Origin of the sequence: Pseudomonas sp. BN415 (genome assembly GCF_029871195.1) — a bacterium.
GTDB classification, from domain to species: domain Bacteria; phylum Pseudomonadota; class Gammaproteobacteria; order Pseudomonadales; family Pseudomonadaceae; genus Metapseudomonas; species Metapseudomonas resinovorans.
The window spans coordinates 47975-64374 of record NZ_SSOK01000067.1 but is presented as its reverse complement, the minus strand read 5'-3'; the positions used below and the strand labels follow the sequence as shown (position 1 = coordinate 64374).

Genomic DNA, 16400 nt, shown 5'->3' with positions numbered 1-16400 from the left:
TAATGGGTATCGCTCCGCTCCACCCATCCTACGAAGGCAGGTCAGGGCGTGCGGCTCAATGGAAACAACAGGTCAATAAAGCGCTCCGCGGTCGGTTGCGGCTGGTGGTTGGCCAGGCCGACCCGCTCGTTGGCTTCGATCAGTACGTAGTCCGGCTGGTCGGCGGCGGGTACCAGCAGGTCCAGGCCCACCACCGGGATTTCCAGGGTGCGTGCGGCGAGGATGGAGGCTTCTGCCAGGGCCGGGTGCAGGGTCGCGGTAACGTCTTCCAGGGTGCCGCCGGTATGCAGGTTGGCGGTGCGTCGCACGGCCAGACGGGTGCCAGCGGGCAGCACGTCGTCATAGCCAACGCCCGCGGCGCGCAGGGTGCGTTCGGTTTCCCCGTCGAGGGGGATGCGGCTTTCGCCTTGAGTGGCCGCCTGGCGGCGGCGGCTCTGGCGTTCGATCAGTTGGCGCAAGGTCCGCTGGCCGTCGCCCATCACCTCGGCCGGGCGGCGGATGGCCGCGGCGACCACTTCGTAGTTGATCACCACCACCCGCAGGTCGAACCCCGTGTGGCAGCTCTCCAACAACACCCGGCTGTCGAAGTGCTCGGCGTTGGCGATGGCGGTCTTCACCTCGTCCAGGTTGCGCAGGTCCACCGCCACGCCCTGGCCCTGCTCGCCGTTCACCGGTTTGACGACCAGGCTGCCGTGCTCGGCGAGGAAGGCGGCGTTGTCCGCGTCGCTACCGGCCAGGCGCTGGGCCGGCTGGCGAATGCCCACTCGGGCGAGGGCGCGGTGGGTCAGGTGCTTGTCCTGGCAGAGGGTCATGCTCACCGCGCTGGTGAGGTCGCTCAGGGACTCCCGGCAACGGATGCGCCGGCCGCCCTGACTGAGGCTGAACAGCCCGCCCTCGGCATCGTCCACCTGCACTTCGATACCACGGCGCAGGGCCTCGTCAACGATGATGCGGGCGTAGGGGTTGAGTTGCTCTTCGGGGCCGGGGCCGATGTACAGGGTGTGGTTGATGCTGTTCTTGCGCTTGACCGCGAAGGTGGCCAGGTCCCGGAAACCCAGCTTGGCGTAGAGCGCCTTGGCCTGGCGGTTGTCGTGCAGCACCGAGAGGTCGAGGTAATTGAGTCCACGGCTCATGAAGTGCTCGATCAGGTGACGAACCAGCGCTTCGCCCACGCCGGGACGGCTGCATTGCGGGTCCACCGCCAAACACCAGAGGCTGGAGCCGCCTTCCGGGTCGTCGAACGCCTTGAGATGGTTGAGGCCCATGACGGCGCCGATCACCTGGCTGTCGTCTTCGTCCTCGGCCAGCCAGTAGACCGGCCCGCCCAGATGGCGTGGGGTGATGGCGTCCTGATCCACCGGCAGCATGCCGCGGCAGCGGTAGAGCTGATTGACCGCTTGCCAGTCGGCGTCGCCCAGGGCACGACGGATGCGGAAGCCGCGAAAGGCCCGGCGTGCCGGACGGTAGTCGGGGAACCAGAGGCGCAAGGTGTCGGATGGGTCGAGGAAGAGATGCTGCGGCGCCTGGGCCAGTACCTGCTGGGGGGCGGCGACATAGAGGGCGATATCGCGCTCGCCGGGCTGTTCGTCCAGTAGTTCGCGGGCAAGGCTCGCCGGATCGGGAAACGTGTGGCCGAGCAGCAGGCGGCCCCAACCACAGTGGAGTATTTGTGGCGCGTCGTGGGGCTCCTGGTGGCCTTCGGCGAGGCGTGCCTGCAGGCGCTGATAGGACGGCGTCTGGCCACGCAACAGGCGCTGGCTGTGCAGGGTGTGGGTTTTCATCGATTCAGAGTCCCTGTTGGTTGAGCCAGAGGTTGAGCGCGGCCATTTGCCAGAGCTTCGAGCCCCTTAGCGGGGTGATGTCCTCCGACGGGCTGGCGAGCAGGCGTTCGAGCATGGCCGGTTGGAACAGCCCGCGATCCTGGCTCGGGTCCAGCAGCAGTTCGCGCACCCACTCGCGGGTGCGGCCTTCCAGGTGTTTGAGGCCGGGAACCGGGAAATAGCCCTTGGGGCGGTCGATCACCGCCTGGGGAATGACCTGGCGCGCGGCGGCCTTGAGCACCGCCTTGCCGCCGTCGTCCAGCTTGAAGCGCGACGGGATGCGCGCCGACAGCTCGGCTACCCGGTAGTCGAGGAACGGCACCCGCGCTTCCAGGCCCCAGGCCATGGTCATGTTGTCTACCCGCTTCACCGGGTCGTCCACCAGCATCACCGTGCTGTCCAGGCGCAGGGCCTTGTCCACCGGGTCGAGGGCGCCGGGGTGCTCGAAATGCTGGCGCACGAAGTCCCCGGCCAGATCGGGAGTGAGCCATGCCGGCTGCACCGTGGCCTGGTACTCGGTGTGGGGGCGGTCGAAGAAGGCGGCGCGGTAGCTGTTGAACGGGTCGCGGGTATCGGCCAGTGGTGGGTACCAGTGGTAGCCGCCGAACAGCTCGTCGGCGCCCTGGCCGCTCTGTACCACCTTGCAATGCTTCGAGACTTCGCGGGCGAGCAGGTAGAAGGCAATGCAGTCGTGACTGACCATCGGCTCGCTCATGGCGGAGAAGGCGGCGGGGAGCTGCTCCAGCACTTCGTGCTCGCCGATGCGCAACTGCTGGTGGCGGGTGCCGTAGTGGCGGGCGATCAGGTCGGAGAATTCGAATTCATCGCCCCGTTCGCCACCGGCATCCTGGAAGCCGATGGAGAAGGTGGCCAGTCGTTCCACGCCGGCTTCGGCCAGCAGGCCCACCAGCAGGCTGGAATCCACGCCGCCGGAGAGCAGCACGCCCACTTCGCGGGCGGCGCGCTGGCGGATCGATACGGCGTCGCGCAGGCTGCCCAGCAAGCGGTCGCGCCAGTCCTCGAAGCCGAGGCCCTGTTCGTCCTCGCGCGGGCCGTATTCCAGCTCCCACCAGGTGCCCTGGCTGTAATTGCCGTCGGCGTCGATCTGTATCCAACTGGCCGGCGGCAGCTTTTCCACACCCTTGACCAGGGTACGTGGCGCCGGCACCACGGAATGGAAGTTGAGGTAGAAGTTCAGCGCTTCCGGGTCCAGTGAGGCGTCCAGATCCCCGCCCTGTAACAGGGCCGGCAGGCTGGACGCGAAACGCAGGCGCTGGTCGGTGCGCGACAGGTACAGCGGCTTGATGCCGAGGCGGTCGCGAGCGAGGAACAGGCGCTGGCTGTCGCGCTCCCAGATGGCCAGGGCGAACATGCCGTTGAGCCTGGGCAGCATGTCCCTGCCCCAGGCGTGCCAGGCCTTGAGCAGTACCTCGGTGTCACCGTCGGAATGGAAGTGGTAGCCCAGGGCGAGCAGCTCCTTGCGCAGCTCGGGGTAGTTGTAGATGGCGCCGTTGAACACCATGGCCAGGCCCAGCTCGGGGTCCAGCATGGGCTGCCCGGAGGCGTCGGCCAGGTCCATGATCTTCAGCCGTCGATGGCCCAGGGCGATCGGTCCCTGGCTGTGCAGGCCCCACGCGTCGGGGCCGCGGGGTGCCAGATGGTGGGTGATTCTATCGAGGGCGGCCAGGTCGGCCGGTTGTTTGTCGAAACGAAGTTCTCCAGAAATGCCGCACATAAGTCCTTACCGGTGTTGCCGTTGGGGAGTTCGTGCCCGAAGGCACTAAAGGGTCCGACCCCTGTGCGCTTTCTGGAGTTTTATATCGATTGGTTATAACCGGATGGGGCTTCAGCCCAATAGCCGTTGGGCTGCCAGGGAGAGGCTCACCGCTACCAGCATCAGGGCGAATAGTCGCTGCAGGGTGGCGCCCCGCAGGCGAGTGGCCAGTAAGTTGCCGCAGAGCACACCGATGGCGCCGCCCCCCGCCAGGCCGCCGAGCAGGGCCATGGGAGGCTGGGCACCGGTCAGGTAGAGGAGGAAACCGCCGCCGGAAACCAGCGCGATCACCGCCATCGAGGTGGCGGTGGCAGCCAGCATCGACAGCGGGGTGAACCACAGCAGTGCCGGCACCACGAGGAAACCACCCCCCACGCCCATGACTCCGGAGAGCAACCCGACACCCGCGCCGATGGTCACCAAGGGCGCGCTACGCAGCGGACCGGAATGGCCCTGTGGCAGGCCGGCACCCCGCCACATGCGCCAGGCGGACCAGAGCACCAGCAGGCAGAAACCCAGGATCAGCGCGGACTCGGGGATGAGACGCCCCAACCACTGGCCGACGGCGTTGCCGGGTAAACCGCTGATGGCCAGCAGCAGGACCGGACGCCAGGCCACCAGGCCCTGGACGGTACGGGGAATGGCGCCGATGGCGGCGGACAGGGCCACGGCGCCCAGGCTCACGCCGATGGCGTCGCGCAGTGGCAGGTGCAGGCTGAGTAGCAGGGGCAGGGCCACCAGAGAACCGCCGGCACCGGTCAGGCCGAGCAACAGGCCAAGGATGGCGCCGATGGCCAGGGCTTCGAGAAGGAGAAGGTCCATGGTCAGGCGTTCTGGCCGCGGATCAGGCGGCGCAACGCAAAGCGGTTGGGGTGGCAGGCCTCGGCTACGGCGCGCGGCACCGGCAACGGCTCGTCGTCGAGCCAGGCGGCCAGCAACTCGCCGGACAGCGGCGCGGTAATCAGCCCGCGCGAGCCATGAGCGCTGTTCACGTAGAGACCGTCGAACCAGGGTGCCGCTACCTCCGGCACCTGGCGCGCGTCCTTGGCCAGCACCGCATAGGCGTCAGCGAAGGCTTCGGCATCCGCCAGCGGGCCGACGATGGGCAGGTAGTCCGGCGTGGTGCAGCGGAAGGCAGCGCGACCTTCGAGGCGGTCGGGTTCCAGTTCGGCGACATGCAGGCGGCGGCCGAGGTCGGGGGAAATTTCTTCCAGCAGTTCGAGATTGCCGGCGTGCTCCGCGGCAGTGGGTTCCAAGCTCGTGCTGTGGAAGTCGAAGCTCGCCCCCAGTGTGTGTTCGCCATCGCGCGGCGGCGCGACATAGCCTTCGGCGCAGAGCACGGTGCCGAGTCCCGCACTTTCTGGCGTGGCCGGCAGGCGGCTGACCTGCCCACGGATGCGCTTGAGCTGCAGCCCGGCGGTCTGTGGAAAACGCAGCACTTCAGCGGCGCCGGCAAGCACCGCCACCGGTGCGGCGGCCAGCGTCTGGTCGCCATCTCGGGCGTACCAGAGGCCGCCTTCCTGATTCAGCTCCAAGGCTTCGGCATGGGGGATCAGCCGGATGTTCGGATGCTTGGCCAGTAGGCGGCATAGCGCCGGCGGATGGACCCAGCCGGCTTCGGGATAGAACAGGCCGCCCGCGGGCAAGGCGACGCCGGCCAGGGCTTCGGCGTCGGCCTGGCCCAGGCTGTGCAATAAATCGCTCGGAAAGGCGTCGGCGAGCTTGGCCTGACGCTGCGCTTCCTTGGTGTCGAAGGCCAGTTGCAGCACGCCGCAGGCCTGCCAGTCACGACCCTGTTCCAACCGTTGCAGCAGGCGGCGGGTATGGCCGAAACCGCTGAGGATCAGCCTTGAGAGCGGCGTGCCGTGGGCCGAAAGCTTGAGGTAGAGCACCCCTTGGGGATTACCCGATGCCTCCTGGGCGGGGGCGTCGTGGCGCTCCAGCAGGGTCACTTGCCAGCCCCGCGCGGCAAGGCTGGCGGCACTGGCGCAGCCGGCGAGGCCCGCGCCTATCACCAGGGCTTCCCGGTGTTGGGGGACGAAGCGCGGGCGGGCGTACCACGGCTTGGCATCGTCACGGGCAGCGCCTGTAAACAGGCCGCGGCTCATTTCCCACTTTTTGCCGAAACCGGGCGTGCGCTTGATCGCGAAGCCGGCTTCCTTCAGCGCGCGGCGCACGAATCCGGCCGAGGTGAAGGTGGCCAGGCTGGTGCCGGGCGCGGAAAGCCGCGCCAGTTGGGCGAACAGGGCAGGGCTCCACATCTCCGGATTCTTCGCCGGGGCGAAGCCGTCGAGGAACCAGGCGTCAATGCGCGCGTCCAGCTCCGGCAGGCAGTCCAGGGCATCCCCCACCAGCAGGGTCAGCGTCACGCGACCGTTGGCCAGGCTGAAACGCTGGAAGCCAGGGTGCACGGCGACGTATTGGCCGATGACCTCGGTAGCCAGGGGCGCCAGTGCCGGCCAAAGGTCCAGGGCACGCTGCATGTCATCCCGGGAGAGGGGGAATTTTTCCACGCTGACGAAGTGCAGCCGGGCGTCGGCTGGCGCCTGCCGCTCGAATAGCTGCCAGGCACAGAGGAAGTTCAGCCCGGTACCGAAACCGGTTTCGCCAATGCAGAAATGTCCGCTGGCCGGCAACTCGGCGAAGCGTCGGGTCAGGTCGTTGCCATTGAGGAACACATGGTGGGTTTCGTCGATGCCCGATGTCGGGGAGAAATAGACGTCGTCGAATTCCCGCGACAGCGGCTGGCCCTGTTCGTCCCAGTCGAGTTGGGCGTGGTGGAAGTCGGACATGGAGGTTTCCGAGACTGCGAAGCGCGAATAGTAGCCGATCGGGGAGGGGCGCCGAAGGGAAGGTGTCTTGTGGATGCGCTTGATTGGGGAGGGCGTGAAGCCAAGGCTTCCGCTACCTTTTCTCCATCACGCCAAGGAGATCTGCATGTTCGAATCCGCCGAAATCGGCCATTCCATCGACAAGGAAACCTATGAGAAGGCCGTGCTGGACCTGCGCGAAGCCCTGCTGGAGGCGCAGTACGAGCTGAAGCAGCAGGCGCGCTTCCCCGTGCTCATCCTGATCAATGGTATCGAGGGCGCCGGCAAGGGCGAAACGGTCAAGTTGCTCAACGAGTGGATGGATCCGCGCCTGATCAACGTCGAGAGCTTCCTGCAGCCAACCGACGAAGAGCTTTCCCGACCGCCGCAGTGGCGCTTCTGGCGCAAGCTGCCGCCCAAGGGGCGGACTGGCATTTATTTTGGCAACTGGTACAGCCAGATGCTCCATGCCCGCGTCGATGGCGATATCAAGGATGCCCGCCTGGACCAGGCCATCAACGATGCCGAGTCCTTCGAGCGCATGCTTTGCGACGAAGGGGCGCTGATCTTCAAGTTCTGGTTCCATTTGTCCAAGAAACAACTCAAGGAACGCCTGAAGGCACTGGAGAAAGACCCGCAGCGCAGTTGGCAGCTCAATCCGCTGGACTGGAAGCAGAGCGAGGTCTATGACCGCTTCGTGCGGTTCGGCGAGCGGGTGCTGCGCCGCACCAGCCGTGACTATGCGCCCTGGTACGTGATCGAAGGCTCGGACGAGTATTACCGCAGCCTCAGTGTCGGCCGCATCATTCTGGAAGGCCTGCAGGCGGCCCTCAAACAGAGCGGCAGGCCCAAACCCCAGCCCCATGCGGCGCCGCTGATGTCCAGCCTGGACAAGCGCAGCCTCCTGGACAGCCTCGACCTCAGCCACAAGCTGGACAAGGACGAATACAAGGAACAGCTCGCCACCGAGCAGGCCCGCCTGAACGGTCTGATGCGCGACAAGCGCATGCGCGGCCATGCCCTGATGGCGGTGTTCGAGGGCAACGATGCCGCCGGCAAGGGCGGTGCCATACGGCGCGTCACCGGCGCACTGGACCCGAGGCAGTACCGTACCGTGCCCATCGCCGCGCCCACCGAGGAAGAACGTGCCCAGCCCTACCTTTGGCGTTTCTGGCGACATGTGCCGGGGCGCGGCCAGTTCACCATCTTCGACCGTTCCTGGTACGGCCGGGTGCTGGTGGAACGGGTCGAGGGATACTGTGCCGATGCCGACTGGCTGCGCGCCTATGGCGAGATCAACGACTTCGAAGAGCAACTGCACAACTACGGCATCGTGCTGGTGAAGTTCTGGCTGTCCATCGACAAGGACACCCAGATGCAGCGCTTCAAGGAGCGTGAGGAAGTCGCCTTCAAGCGCTACAAGATCACCGAGGAAGACTGGCGCAACCGCGACAAGTGGGACCACTACGTCAACGCGGTGGACGACATGGTCGACCGCACCAGCACCGAGATTGCTCCCTGGACCTTGGTCGAGGCCAACGACAAGCGCTACGCCCGGGTGAAGATCCTTCGCACCATCAACGATGCCCTGGAGGTCGCCTTCAAAAAGAACTGAGCACAGGATGGGCGCGCATACGCGGGATGAATGATCGTGGTGGGGGAGTATGGGCTGGAACTATGCTCGCCTCACTTTCCATTCCAACGAAAACGAGGTGCGTCATGCGTGAAGTGGTGATCGTCGACAGCGTGCGAACTGGCCTGACCAAGTCCTTCCGTGGCAAGTTCAACATGACCCGGCCGGACGACATGGCGGCCCACTGTGTGAACGCGCTGCTTGCGCGCAACGACCTCGCCCCGGCGTTGGTGGACGACTGTGTGGTCGGTGCCGGCTCCAACGAGGGCGCCCAAGGCCACAACATAGGCCGCAACGTGGCGGTGCTCTCGGGCCTGGGCATCGGCGTCGCCGGCATGACTCTCAACCGCTATTGCTCCTCCGGCCTGCAGGCCATCGCCATCGCCGCCAACCAGATCGCCTCGGGTTGCAGCGATGTCATGGTGGCCGGTGGCGTCGAGTCCATCACCCTGACCCTGAAGAGCATCAACCAGGACAACTTCGTCAACCCGCGCCTGAAGCTCGAACACCCCGGCATCTACTTCCCCATGGGGCAGACCGCCGAGATCGTCGCTCGCCGCTATAACGTCAGCCGTGAAGCTCAGGACCTCTACGCCTTGCAGAGCCAGCAGCGCACCGCCCGTGCGCAGGCGTCCGGCCTGTTCGACGACGAAATCGTGCCGATGAGCGTGAAGTATTTCGTGGAAGACAAGGCCACCGGCGAGAGGAGCATCCTGGATGGCGTGGTCGACCGCGATGATTGCAACCGCGCCGATACCACCCTGGAAGGCCTGGCTTCCCTGAAACCGGTGTTCTCCGAGGACGGTTCGGTGACCGCTGGCAACTCCTCGCAGCTTTCTGACGGCGCCTCCATGACCCTGCTGATGAGCCTGGACAAGGCGCTGGAGCTGGGCCTGAAACCCAAGGCGTTCTTCCGCGGCTTCACCGTTGCCGGTTGCGAGCCGGACGAAATGGGCATCGGCCCGGTGTTCTCGGTGCCGAAACTGCTCAAGGCCAAAGGCCTGACCGTGGACGACATCGACCTCTGGGAGCTCAACGAAGCCTTCGCCTCCCAGTGCCTCTACGCCCGTGATCGGCTGGGTATCGACAACGAGAAATACAACGTCAATGGCGGCTCCATCTCCATCGGCCACCCCTTCGGCATGACCGGCTCGCGTCAGGTCGGCCACTTGGTGCGCGAACTGCAGCGCCGTGAGAAGCGCTTCGGCATCGTCACCATGTGCGTCGGCGGCGGCATGGGCGCCACCGGCCTGTTCGAGGCTTACCGCTAAGAACTGGGGAACCAGGGGCCTTCTCATCTTTTGTGGGGGCGATTTCAGTCGCTATGCGGACCGCAGGTTCGCCCTGCCGCTTCGAATGGGGCAGCTGCGCTGCCCATAGCGAATGAATTCGCCCCCACAGTGACGGTGCCACGTCGAATTCCGAACATGAAAAACCCGCGCCTGGCGCGGGTTCTTTCATGCTGGGGCGCCTATCGGCCCCGAAGCGCAAGTAAGGCGTTGGACTGGTCAATGCGGCGAATGTAAAGCGCGATCTCCCGCTCCGCATCAATCCGGGTGAAGAAAGGCCCCTCCAGGGTCCCCTCTCGGGTGGAAAAGAAGTACTGACCGTTCACGGCGCTGACACGCTCACTCCGGTAGTGGGTGCCTGACGCGACGTCGCACGCACGTCGACCGAACATCGGACCACCTCCGTCATTAATTGGCTATTTCAGTCTAATCAGCGCTGGCGCGCCTGCGCTGGGGCTCGACGGGCGGCTGGTGGTTGCGACAGGTACAGTTGTGCCGCCGACAGGGTCGAAACTGTTCCTGTGCCCTGGGACCGGGCACTTCTAGAATGGCCGTTCTTGTCTGCCCGCTGCCAAATGTCGGGCTTGTCTGCTGAGGTTCCCATGCATATCTCCTCCGGCCGTTGGGTTTATGGCCTGTTCCTCGCCCTGGTCACGGCTGTGCTCTGGGGCGTGTTACCCATCTGGCTGAAGGAAGTCCTGCAGACCATGGACCCGGTGACCGTGACCTGGTACCGCCTGATCGTCGCCGGCTTGCTGTTGTTCCTCTACCTGGGCGCCAACCGCCGCCTGCCGGCTTTCCGCCCGCTGGGCTCGCGTGGCCGCTGGTTGCTGGTCCTGGCGGTGGGTGGCCTGACCGGAAACTACGTGTTCTACCTGATCGGCCTGAAGATGCTCAGCCCCGGCACCACCCAACTGGTGATCCAGGTGGCGCCCATTCTTTTTCTGCTGAGCAGCCTGTTCATCTTCAAGGAGAGCTTCAGCCTGGGGCAGGCCTTCGGCCTGGTGGTGACGGTGCTGGGCTTCGGTCTGTTCTTCAACCAGCGCCTGGAAGAACTGCTCACCTCCATGAGCCAGTACACCCTGGGTGTGCTGGTGATCCTGTTGTCGGCCTTCGTCTGGACCTTCTACGGCCTGGCGCAGAAGCAGCTGCTGAGCCACTGGAGCTCGGCCCAGGTGATGATGGTGATCTACCTCGGTTGCGCCGCCTTGCTGACGCCCTGGGCGCACCCCATGGAGCTGTTCAACCTGAGTCCGCTGCAGGGTTGGCTGCTACTGGCCTGCTGCCTGAACACCCTGGTGGCCTACGGCGCCTTCGCCGAAGCCCTGGCCCACTGGGAAGCCTCGCGGGTCAGCGCCACCCTGGCCATCACCCCGCTGGTGACCTTCGCCAGCGTCGCCCTTTGTGCGAGCCTGTGGCCGGATCATGTGCAGCCTGAAGAAATCAACTGGATCGCTTACGCGGGTGCGGTGTTCGTCGTGCTGGGTTCGGCCCTCACCGCGTTGGCCCCGTCGCTGGTGCGCAGCTGGCGGGCGCGCGGCAGGGCGGAGGCGAGCGACCCGGTTTAGGTTGTGAGGCCCAGTGCCGGGCCTGGCTATAGCGGGCCTCGAAGGGTGGACCGGTGAAACGTGGTCCACCCTAAGGCTCAATTGATGGGTATCGCTCCGTCTCCACCCATCCTGCAAAGGCGGGTCAGCAGCGAGTGCCGAGCAACTCGGCTTTGCGCAGCCAGGTCTGGCGCTGTTCCTCGGAGGACGGGCGCACTGGCGAGAACTCGGTCAGGCGGCGGGTCTTGATGCCGCAGAAACCGAGGATGGTGCGCACCATCTGCCGGTGTGCCGGGGCGCCGTAGATCCAGCGGAAGTACCAGGGCGGAGTGTCCAGGGTCACCAGCAGGTCCGCCGTGCGTCCGGTCAGCAACTTGTCCCAGGCATGGGACTGACCGCGATAGCGGAAGGCGAAGCCGGGCAGGAAGACCCGGTCGAAAAAGCCCTTGAGCAGCGCGGGCAAACCGCCCCACCAGACCGGATAGACGAACACAAGGTGCTCGGCCCAGTGGATCTGCCGCTGGGCTTCAAGCAAGTCGGGCTCCAGGTTCTGGCTCTGGTCGTAACCTTGGCGCAGCACCGGGTCGAACTGCATCTCCCCCAGCTTCAGCAGACGCACCACGTGGCCTTCACTACGCGCGCCCTGGGCAAAGGCGTCGCCGAGGGCGTGGCACAGGCTGCCGCCCTTGGGGGTGCCGAGAATCAACAGGATGCGTTTGCCATCGCCTTCCAAAGGCGTGGCGCCGTGCTTGACCGCCTCAGCCATGTTGACCGGCCTCCAGCATGCTCTCCGGCCGGACCCAGGCGTCGAACTGCTCTTCCGTCAGGTAACCCAGGGCCAAGGCAGCCGCACGCAGGGTGGTGCCTTCGGCATAGGCCTTCTTGGCGATCTGCGCGGCCTTGTCGTAGCCGATGTGCGGGTTGAGGGCGGTGACCAGCATCAGGCCACGTTCCAGGTGTTCGGCCATGCGCGCGGCGTCCGGCTCCATGCCGGCCACGCAGTGCTGCTGGAAGTTGCGGCAGCCGTCGCCGAGCAGTCGAATGGACTGCAGGACGTTGTGCACGATCACCGGCTTGAACACGTTCAACTGCAGATGCCCCTGGCTGGCGGCGAAACCGATGGTGGCGTCGTTACCCATGACCTGGCAGGCCAGCATCGACAGCGCCTCGCATTGGGTGGGGTTGACCTTGCCCGGCATGATCGAGCTGCCTGGCTCATTGGCTGGCAGGCGTACCTCGGCCAGGCCGCCACGGGGGCCGGAGCCCAGCAGGCGCAGATCGTTGGCGATCTTCATCAGGGCCACGGCGAGGGTCTTGAGGGCACCGGAGAGGTTCACCAGCGGCTCGTGGCCGGCCAGGGCGGCGAATTTGTTGGTTGCCGAGACGAAATGCAGCCCGGACAGCGCTGCCAGTTCGGCGGCCATGGCGTCGGCGAATCCGTGAGGCGCGTTGAGGCCGGTACCTACGGCCGTGCCGCCCTGGGCCAGCTGCAGCACCATCGGCAACGCGGCGCGGATGGACTTCTCGGCGTAGTCGAGCTGGGCGACGAAGGCGGATAACTCCTGGCCGAACGTGATGGGGGTGGCGTCCATCATGTGGGTGCGGCCGGTCTTCACCAGGTGGGCGTGTCGCGCCGATTGTTCGGCCAGGCCGCCGGAGAGCTCGGCGATGGCCGGCAGCAGTTCGTGCTGCACCGCCTTGGCAATGGCGATGTGCATCGCGGTGGGGAAGCAGTCGTTGGAGCTCTGGGCGAAGTTCACGTGATCGTTCGGGTGGACCGGGCTCTTGCCGCCACGCTGGCCGGTGGCCAGTTCGTTGCCACGGCCGGCGATCACCTCGTTGACGTTCATGTTGCTCTGGGTGCCGCTGCCGGTCTGCCAGACCACCAGGGGGAATTGGTCGTCATGCTTGCCGGCCAGGACTTCGTCGGCGGCCTGTTCGATCAGGCGGGCGACATCCGGCGGCAGATCGCCGTCGCGGCCGTTGACCCGTGCCGCGGCCTTCTTGATCAGCGCCAGGGCATGCACGACCGCCAGCGGCATGCGTTCGCCGCCAATGGCGAAATTCTCCAGCGAACGCTGGGTCTGGGCGCCCCAATAGGCTTCATCGGCGACTTCGACTGGCCCCAGGCTGTCGGTTTCTGTGCGGCTCATGTGGGTTGGCTCCGGTCATTGATTCCGCAGTTTAGGCTCTATCTCTGGCACTCGGTTCAACCGTTCGGGCAATTACCAGCGTGCGTGCGTGGCCCCCAGCCAGCCAAGGGCGTTGGTCACCGGCACGCATTCACCATCCGGGCTGCGCAGCACGCCGTCGAAGCGGCCGAACCATTGGCGCGTATTGGCGTAGAGCGGCCCCAGGCGCGGGCAGGCCTGGTGCAACTGGCGCGGGGTGAAGGTGAGCTCCACCCGGCGACAGGCGGTGGACAGCTGCCAGGGGGCCAGGGGATTGCTCGGCGCTTGCACGATCTGCACCGGGCGATCGAGCTTGGACAGGCGACCGCCGAACCACAGGGCGTTCTCGGTAAGGCCGCTGGAATCGGTCCAGCCGGCGCCGAAATTGCCGGCGATGCCGCCGGGCGCGGCAAACGCGGCGCGGGTCCAGTGGCTGTGGAAGGGCCAGACACCGCGGCCGAAGTCCAGCGCAGCAAAGCTGTGGCCGGTGATGCATGGGTACTGGCGTTCGCCCAGTTGCACGCTACCGCTGGTGGGCAGGCCAAGCTGGCGGCTGCTGGCATGGAAACAGCGGCCGGGGAGGGGGGCGACCAGGTTCACCGAATCCAGGTGGGCGGGGCGCAAAACGTCCAGGGCGGCCTGCAGCGGCTGGCCGCCGAGGTCGGGTGCCTCTACCCGCATGCTCAGTCGGCCGGGATGTTCGTCCACGCGGATCAGCAGTCGAGGGTGGTCGAAGCAATGGCTTTGCAGCGCTGTGTCCGGCAGTCGGCAGCCGAGGGCGAACGGCCGTAGCTGGGTATGGGCGACGGCCTGGCCGCTGTCGAGATCGAGAAAGTAGGCCGCGCCGTAACCCAGGTAGTCGAGGTCCGCCAGGGTCAGCGAGAGCATCCAGCGCGGGGTGGTGATGCACCAGTGATTCCAGCGCTTGCGACGGCCGAAGTGGCCGGGTATTGCACAGTTCAACCGTGGCCGGTTGGACCAGCCGACGGCGGCGGGCGCGAGCATGCCGCGCGCATCGCAGAGCTCGGGGATTCCCGGCGGCAGGGTGGATATGTGGCTATTCATCGGGCACGTCCGTGTGTGTGCGAAGCCTGGGCATTTCAGGCTCTGTACGAGATCAGCCTGCGCTCGGTGATATTTCGTACAGGCCTAGTGGAAACCGGTTGCCTCCTCATCAGAAATTACGTCGACGGGCACTGCAGGTTTCCAAGGCCTCAAAGGATGCCCAGTGGGCGGAAGCATGAGCAAGTGATGGCGTTTTGACAACAGCTTCGTGAAGTGCGGCATCGCACATTTTCGCCCCGAGGTTGTCGAATTTTCCGCTGCTTGAGCCCGATATCCGCTTGAGCGCAGAATGACCAGCCCCGGGGCAGCCCCCCTCATCCGTGCCCAGACAAGGATTCCCAATGACGAAGCTTCGCATTCTCTGCACCGCCGTACTGCTGGCGTGCGCCAGTGGCCAGGTTCTGGCCGATGCCGCCAGCCATGCCGCCGATGCCGAGCGCTTCCTCAAGCTCGCTCGCGCCGACAAGCTGACCGTTCCGGTCTACGCCCAGGTGCAGCAGATGTTCGAGCAGCGTTTCCAGCAGACCCAGGCGCCGGCCAGCAAGAAGGCCACCCTGGAGAGCTACCAGGCCAAGGCCAACACCGCCCTGGACAAGGCCGTCGGCTGGGACAAGCTGAAGCCTGAGCTGGTGAAGATCTACACCAGCAACTTCAGCGAGAGTGAGCTGAAGGAACTGATCGCCTTCTACGAGTCGCCCCTGGGCAAGAAAGTGCTGGAAAAGATGCCGGCCCTGACCCAGCAATCCGCCCAGCTGACCCAGAGCCGCCTGGAAACCGCCGTGCCCGAGGTCAACAAGCTGCTCAGCGACATGACCAGCGAGCTGGCCCCCCAGGACAAGAAAAAGCAGCAGTAAGCGGAGTAAACCGATGTCCATGCGCGACCGTATCCTGACCGCCCTGGAAGCGCTCGACCCCCAGTACCTAGACGTGCTGGACGAGAGCCACATGCATAGCCGCGGCCAGGAAACCCACTACAAGGCGGTGATCGTCAGCCCAGTGTTCGCCGGCCTGAACGCCGTCAAGCGCCACCAGAGGGTCTACGCCAGCCTGGGTGAGCTGATGGGACAGTTCCATGCCCTGGCCCTGCATACCTACACCCCGGAGGAGTGGGCAGCACAGGGCGCCGCGCCGGATTCGCCGACCTGCCGGGGTGGCAGCAAGCTGGATCATTGACCGCCTGGCCCCGGGCGTCCCGACGTCCGTTGGGCGCCTGAGACCCATTCACGCAGCCAGTGGCTGGCGGCTTTTTGATAGACTTCGCATCGCGCCGGCCCAGCCGGCGCAGTCGTTTCTGTCACCCGGTCCGCCCTTTGCGTGGGCGACCACTGGAGGAAGTCACCGCATGACCCAGATCGTTGTTGCGGCGCTGTACAAGTTCGTCACCCTGAAGGACTACGTTGCGCTGCGCGAACCCCTGCTCAAGACCATGCTGGACAACGGCGTCAAAGGCACCCTGCTGCTGGCCGAGGAAGGCATCAATGGCACCGTGTCGGGCACCCGTGAAGCCATCGACGCGCTGCTCGCCTGGCTCAGGATCGACCCGCGCCTGGTGGACCTGGACCACAAGGAGTCCTACTGCACGGATCAGCCCTTCTACCGCACCAAGGTCAAGCTGAAGAAGGAAATCGTCACCCTTGGCGTACCCGGCGTGGACCCCAACCAGAAAGTTGGCACGTACGTCGATCCCCAGGATTGGAACGCCCTGATTAGTGATCCCGAAGTCCTGCTGATCGACACGCGCAATGACTACGAGGTGGCCATTGGTACCTTCGAAGGCGCGGTCGATCCGAAGACGAAATCCTTCCGCGATTTCCCCGACTACATCAAGGCCCACTACGACCCGGCGGTGCACAAGAAGGTGGCGATGTTCTGCACCGGTGGCATCCGTTGCGAAAAAGCCTCCAGCTACATGCTCAACCAGGGCTTCGAAGAGGTTTTCCACCTCAAGGGCGGCATCCTCAAGTACCTGGAGGAAGTGCCCCAGGGCGAAACCCTCTGGCGCGGCGACTGCTTCGTCTTCGACAACCGAGTCACCGTGCGCCACGATCTCTCGGAAGGGGATTTCGACCAGTGCCACGCCTGCCGTAATCCGATATCCGTGGAAGACCGTCAGTCGGAGCACTACTCGCCTGGCATCAGTTGCCCGCACTGCTGGGACAGCTTGAGCGAGAAGACACGTGCCAGTGCCATCGAGCGTCAGAAGCAGATCGAACTGGCCAAGGCCCGCAACCTGCCTCACCCGATCGGTCGCGACCCGCGCCAAGCCCTGGAGGATTGAGCTTGTCCAACGC

14 protein-coding genes are annotated in these 16400 nt (G+C 65.5%); 6 read left to right on the top strand and 8 right to left on the bottom strand.

What is annotated here, in order from left to right; all coding sequences use genetic code 11:
* Positions 1 to 41: 41 nt before the first annotated feature.
* The 4 genes from ngg to mnmC all read right to left on the bottom strand — a co-directional run bounded on the left by ngg (position 42) and on the right by mnmC (position 6386).
* The gene (gene ngg, locus E8F20_RS25540; RefSeq protein ID WP_280286241.1) at positions 42 to 1781 is read right to left on the bottom strand and encodes an N-acetylglutaminylglutamine synthetase; all 1740 of its coding nucleotides are present in this window, start codon (positions 1779 to 1781) and stop codon (positions 42 to 44) included.
* 4 nt (positions 1782 to 1785) lie between these two features.
* On the bottom strand, positions 1786 to 3555 hold the full coding sequence (locus tag E8F20_RS25535) for an N-acetylglutaminylglutamine amidotransferase (protein WP_280286240.1): 1770 nt from the start codon (positions 3553 to 3555) through the stop codon (positions 1786 to 1788).
* Positions 3556 to 3666: 111 nt separating this feature from the next.
* The gene (locus E8F20_RS25530; RefSeq protein WP_280286239.1) at positions 3667 to 4416 is read right to left on the bottom strand and encodes a sulfite exporter TauE/SafE family protein; all 750 of its coding nucleotides are present in this window, start codon (positions 4414 to 4416) and stop codon (positions 3667 to 3669) included.
* A 2-nt stretch (positions 4417 to 4418) separates the two neighbouring features.
* Entirely contained in the window at positions 4419 to 6386 is a 1968-nt protein-coding gene (gene mnmC / locus E8F20_RS25525; RefSeq protein ID WP_280286238.1) for a bifunctional tRNA (5-methylaminomethyl-2-thiouridine)(34)-methyltransferase MnmD/FAD-dependent 5-carboxymethylaminomethyl-2-thiouridine(34) oxidoreductase MnmC, read from the bottom strand.
* Positions 6387 to 6531: 145 nt separating this feature from the next.
* Here mnmC and pap point away from each other — a divergent pair, with 145 nt between their 5' ends.
* Positions 6532 to 8019 (top strand): polyphosphate:AMP phosphotransferase, encoded by a 1488-nt coding sequence (gene pap / locus E8F20_RS25520; protein ID WP_280286237.1) that lies wholly within the window; start codon positions 6532 to 6534, stop codon positions 8017 to 8019.
* A 104-nt stretch (positions 8020 to 8123) separates the two neighbouring features.
* The gene (locus E8F20_RS25515) at positions 8124 to 9308 is read left to right on the top strand and encodes a thiolase family protein (RefSeq protein WP_280286236.1); all 1185 of its coding nucleotides are present in this window, start codon (positions 8124 to 8126) and stop codon (positions 9306 to 9308) included.
* A 200-nt stretch (positions 9309 to 9508) separates the two neighbouring features.
* Here the strand turns inward: E8F20_RS25515 and E8F20_RS25510 are convergent, their stop codons facing one another.
* Positions 9509 to 9718: a DUF6316 family protein gene (locus E8F20_RS25510; RefSeq protein WP_280286235.1), complete on the bottom strand. Its 210-nt coding sequence runs from the start codon at positions 9716 to 9718 to the stop codon at positions 9509 to 9511.
* A 210-nt stretch (positions 9719 to 9928) separates the two neighbouring features.
* Here E8F20_RS25510 and E8F20_RS25505 point away from each other — a divergent pair, with 210 nt between their 5' ends.
* Positions 9929 to 10894 carry a DMT family transporter gene (locus E8F20_RS25505; RefSeq protein ID WP_280286234.1) on the top strand — a complete coding sequence of 322 codons (966 nt, stop codon included), beginning with the start codon at positions 9929 to 9931 and terminating at the stop codon, positions 10892 to 10894.
* 124 nt (positions 10895 to 11018) lie between these two features.
* Here E8F20_RS25505 and E8F20_RS25500 read toward each other — a convergent pair whose 3' ends face one another.
* The 3 genes from E8F20_RS25500 to E8F20_RS25490 form a co-directional block, all read right to left on the bottom strand.
* Entirely contained in the window at positions 11019 to 11639 is a 621-nt protein-coding gene (locus E8F20_RS25500; RefSeq protein WP_280286233.1) for an NAD(P)H-dependent oxidoreductase, read from the bottom strand.
* Positions 11632 to 13026, bottom strand: a complete 1395-nt coding sequence (locus E8F20_RS25495; protein WP_280286232.1) for a class II fumarate hydratase — start codon at positions 13024 to 13026, stop codon at positions 11632 to 11634. The genes E8F20_RS25500 and E8F20_RS25495 overlap by 8 nt, the downstream gene beginning before the upstream one ends.
* A gap of 72 nt (positions 13027 to 13098) precedes the next feature.
* Positions 13099 to 14109: a DUF2804 domain-containing protein gene (locus E8F20_RS25490; protein ID WP_280286231.1), complete on the bottom strand. Its 1011-nt coding sequence runs from the start codon at positions 14107 to 14109 to the stop codon at positions 13099 to 13101.
* A 341-nt stretch (positions 14110 to 14450) separates the two neighbouring features.
* On the opposite strand from E8F20_RS25490, the gene E8F20_RS25485 reads away from it, so the two are divergent.
* The 3 genes from E8F20_RS25485 (at position 14451) to E8F20_RS25475 (ending at position 16387) form a co-directional block, all read left to right on the top strand.
* A complete protein-coding gene (locus E8F20_RS25485) occupies positions 14451 to 14963 on the top strand; it encodes a DUF2059 domain-containing protein (RefSeq protein WP_280286230.1) in 513 nt (170 codons plus the stop codon).
* 13 nt (positions 14964 to 14976) lie between these two features.
* A complete protein-coding gene (locus E8F20_RS25480) occupies positions 14977 to 15282 on the top strand; it encodes a BolA family protein (protein WP_280286229.1) in 306 nt (101 codons plus the stop codon).
* Between the two features lie 169 nt (positions 15283 to 15451).
* The gene (locus tag E8F20_RS25475) at positions 15452 to 16387 is read left to right on the top strand and encodes a rhodanese-related sulfurtransferase (protein ID WP_280286228.1); all 936 of its coding nucleotides are present in this window, start codon (positions 15452 to 15454) and stop codon (positions 16385 to 16387) included.
* Positions 16388 to 16400 lie beyond the last annotated feature (13 nt).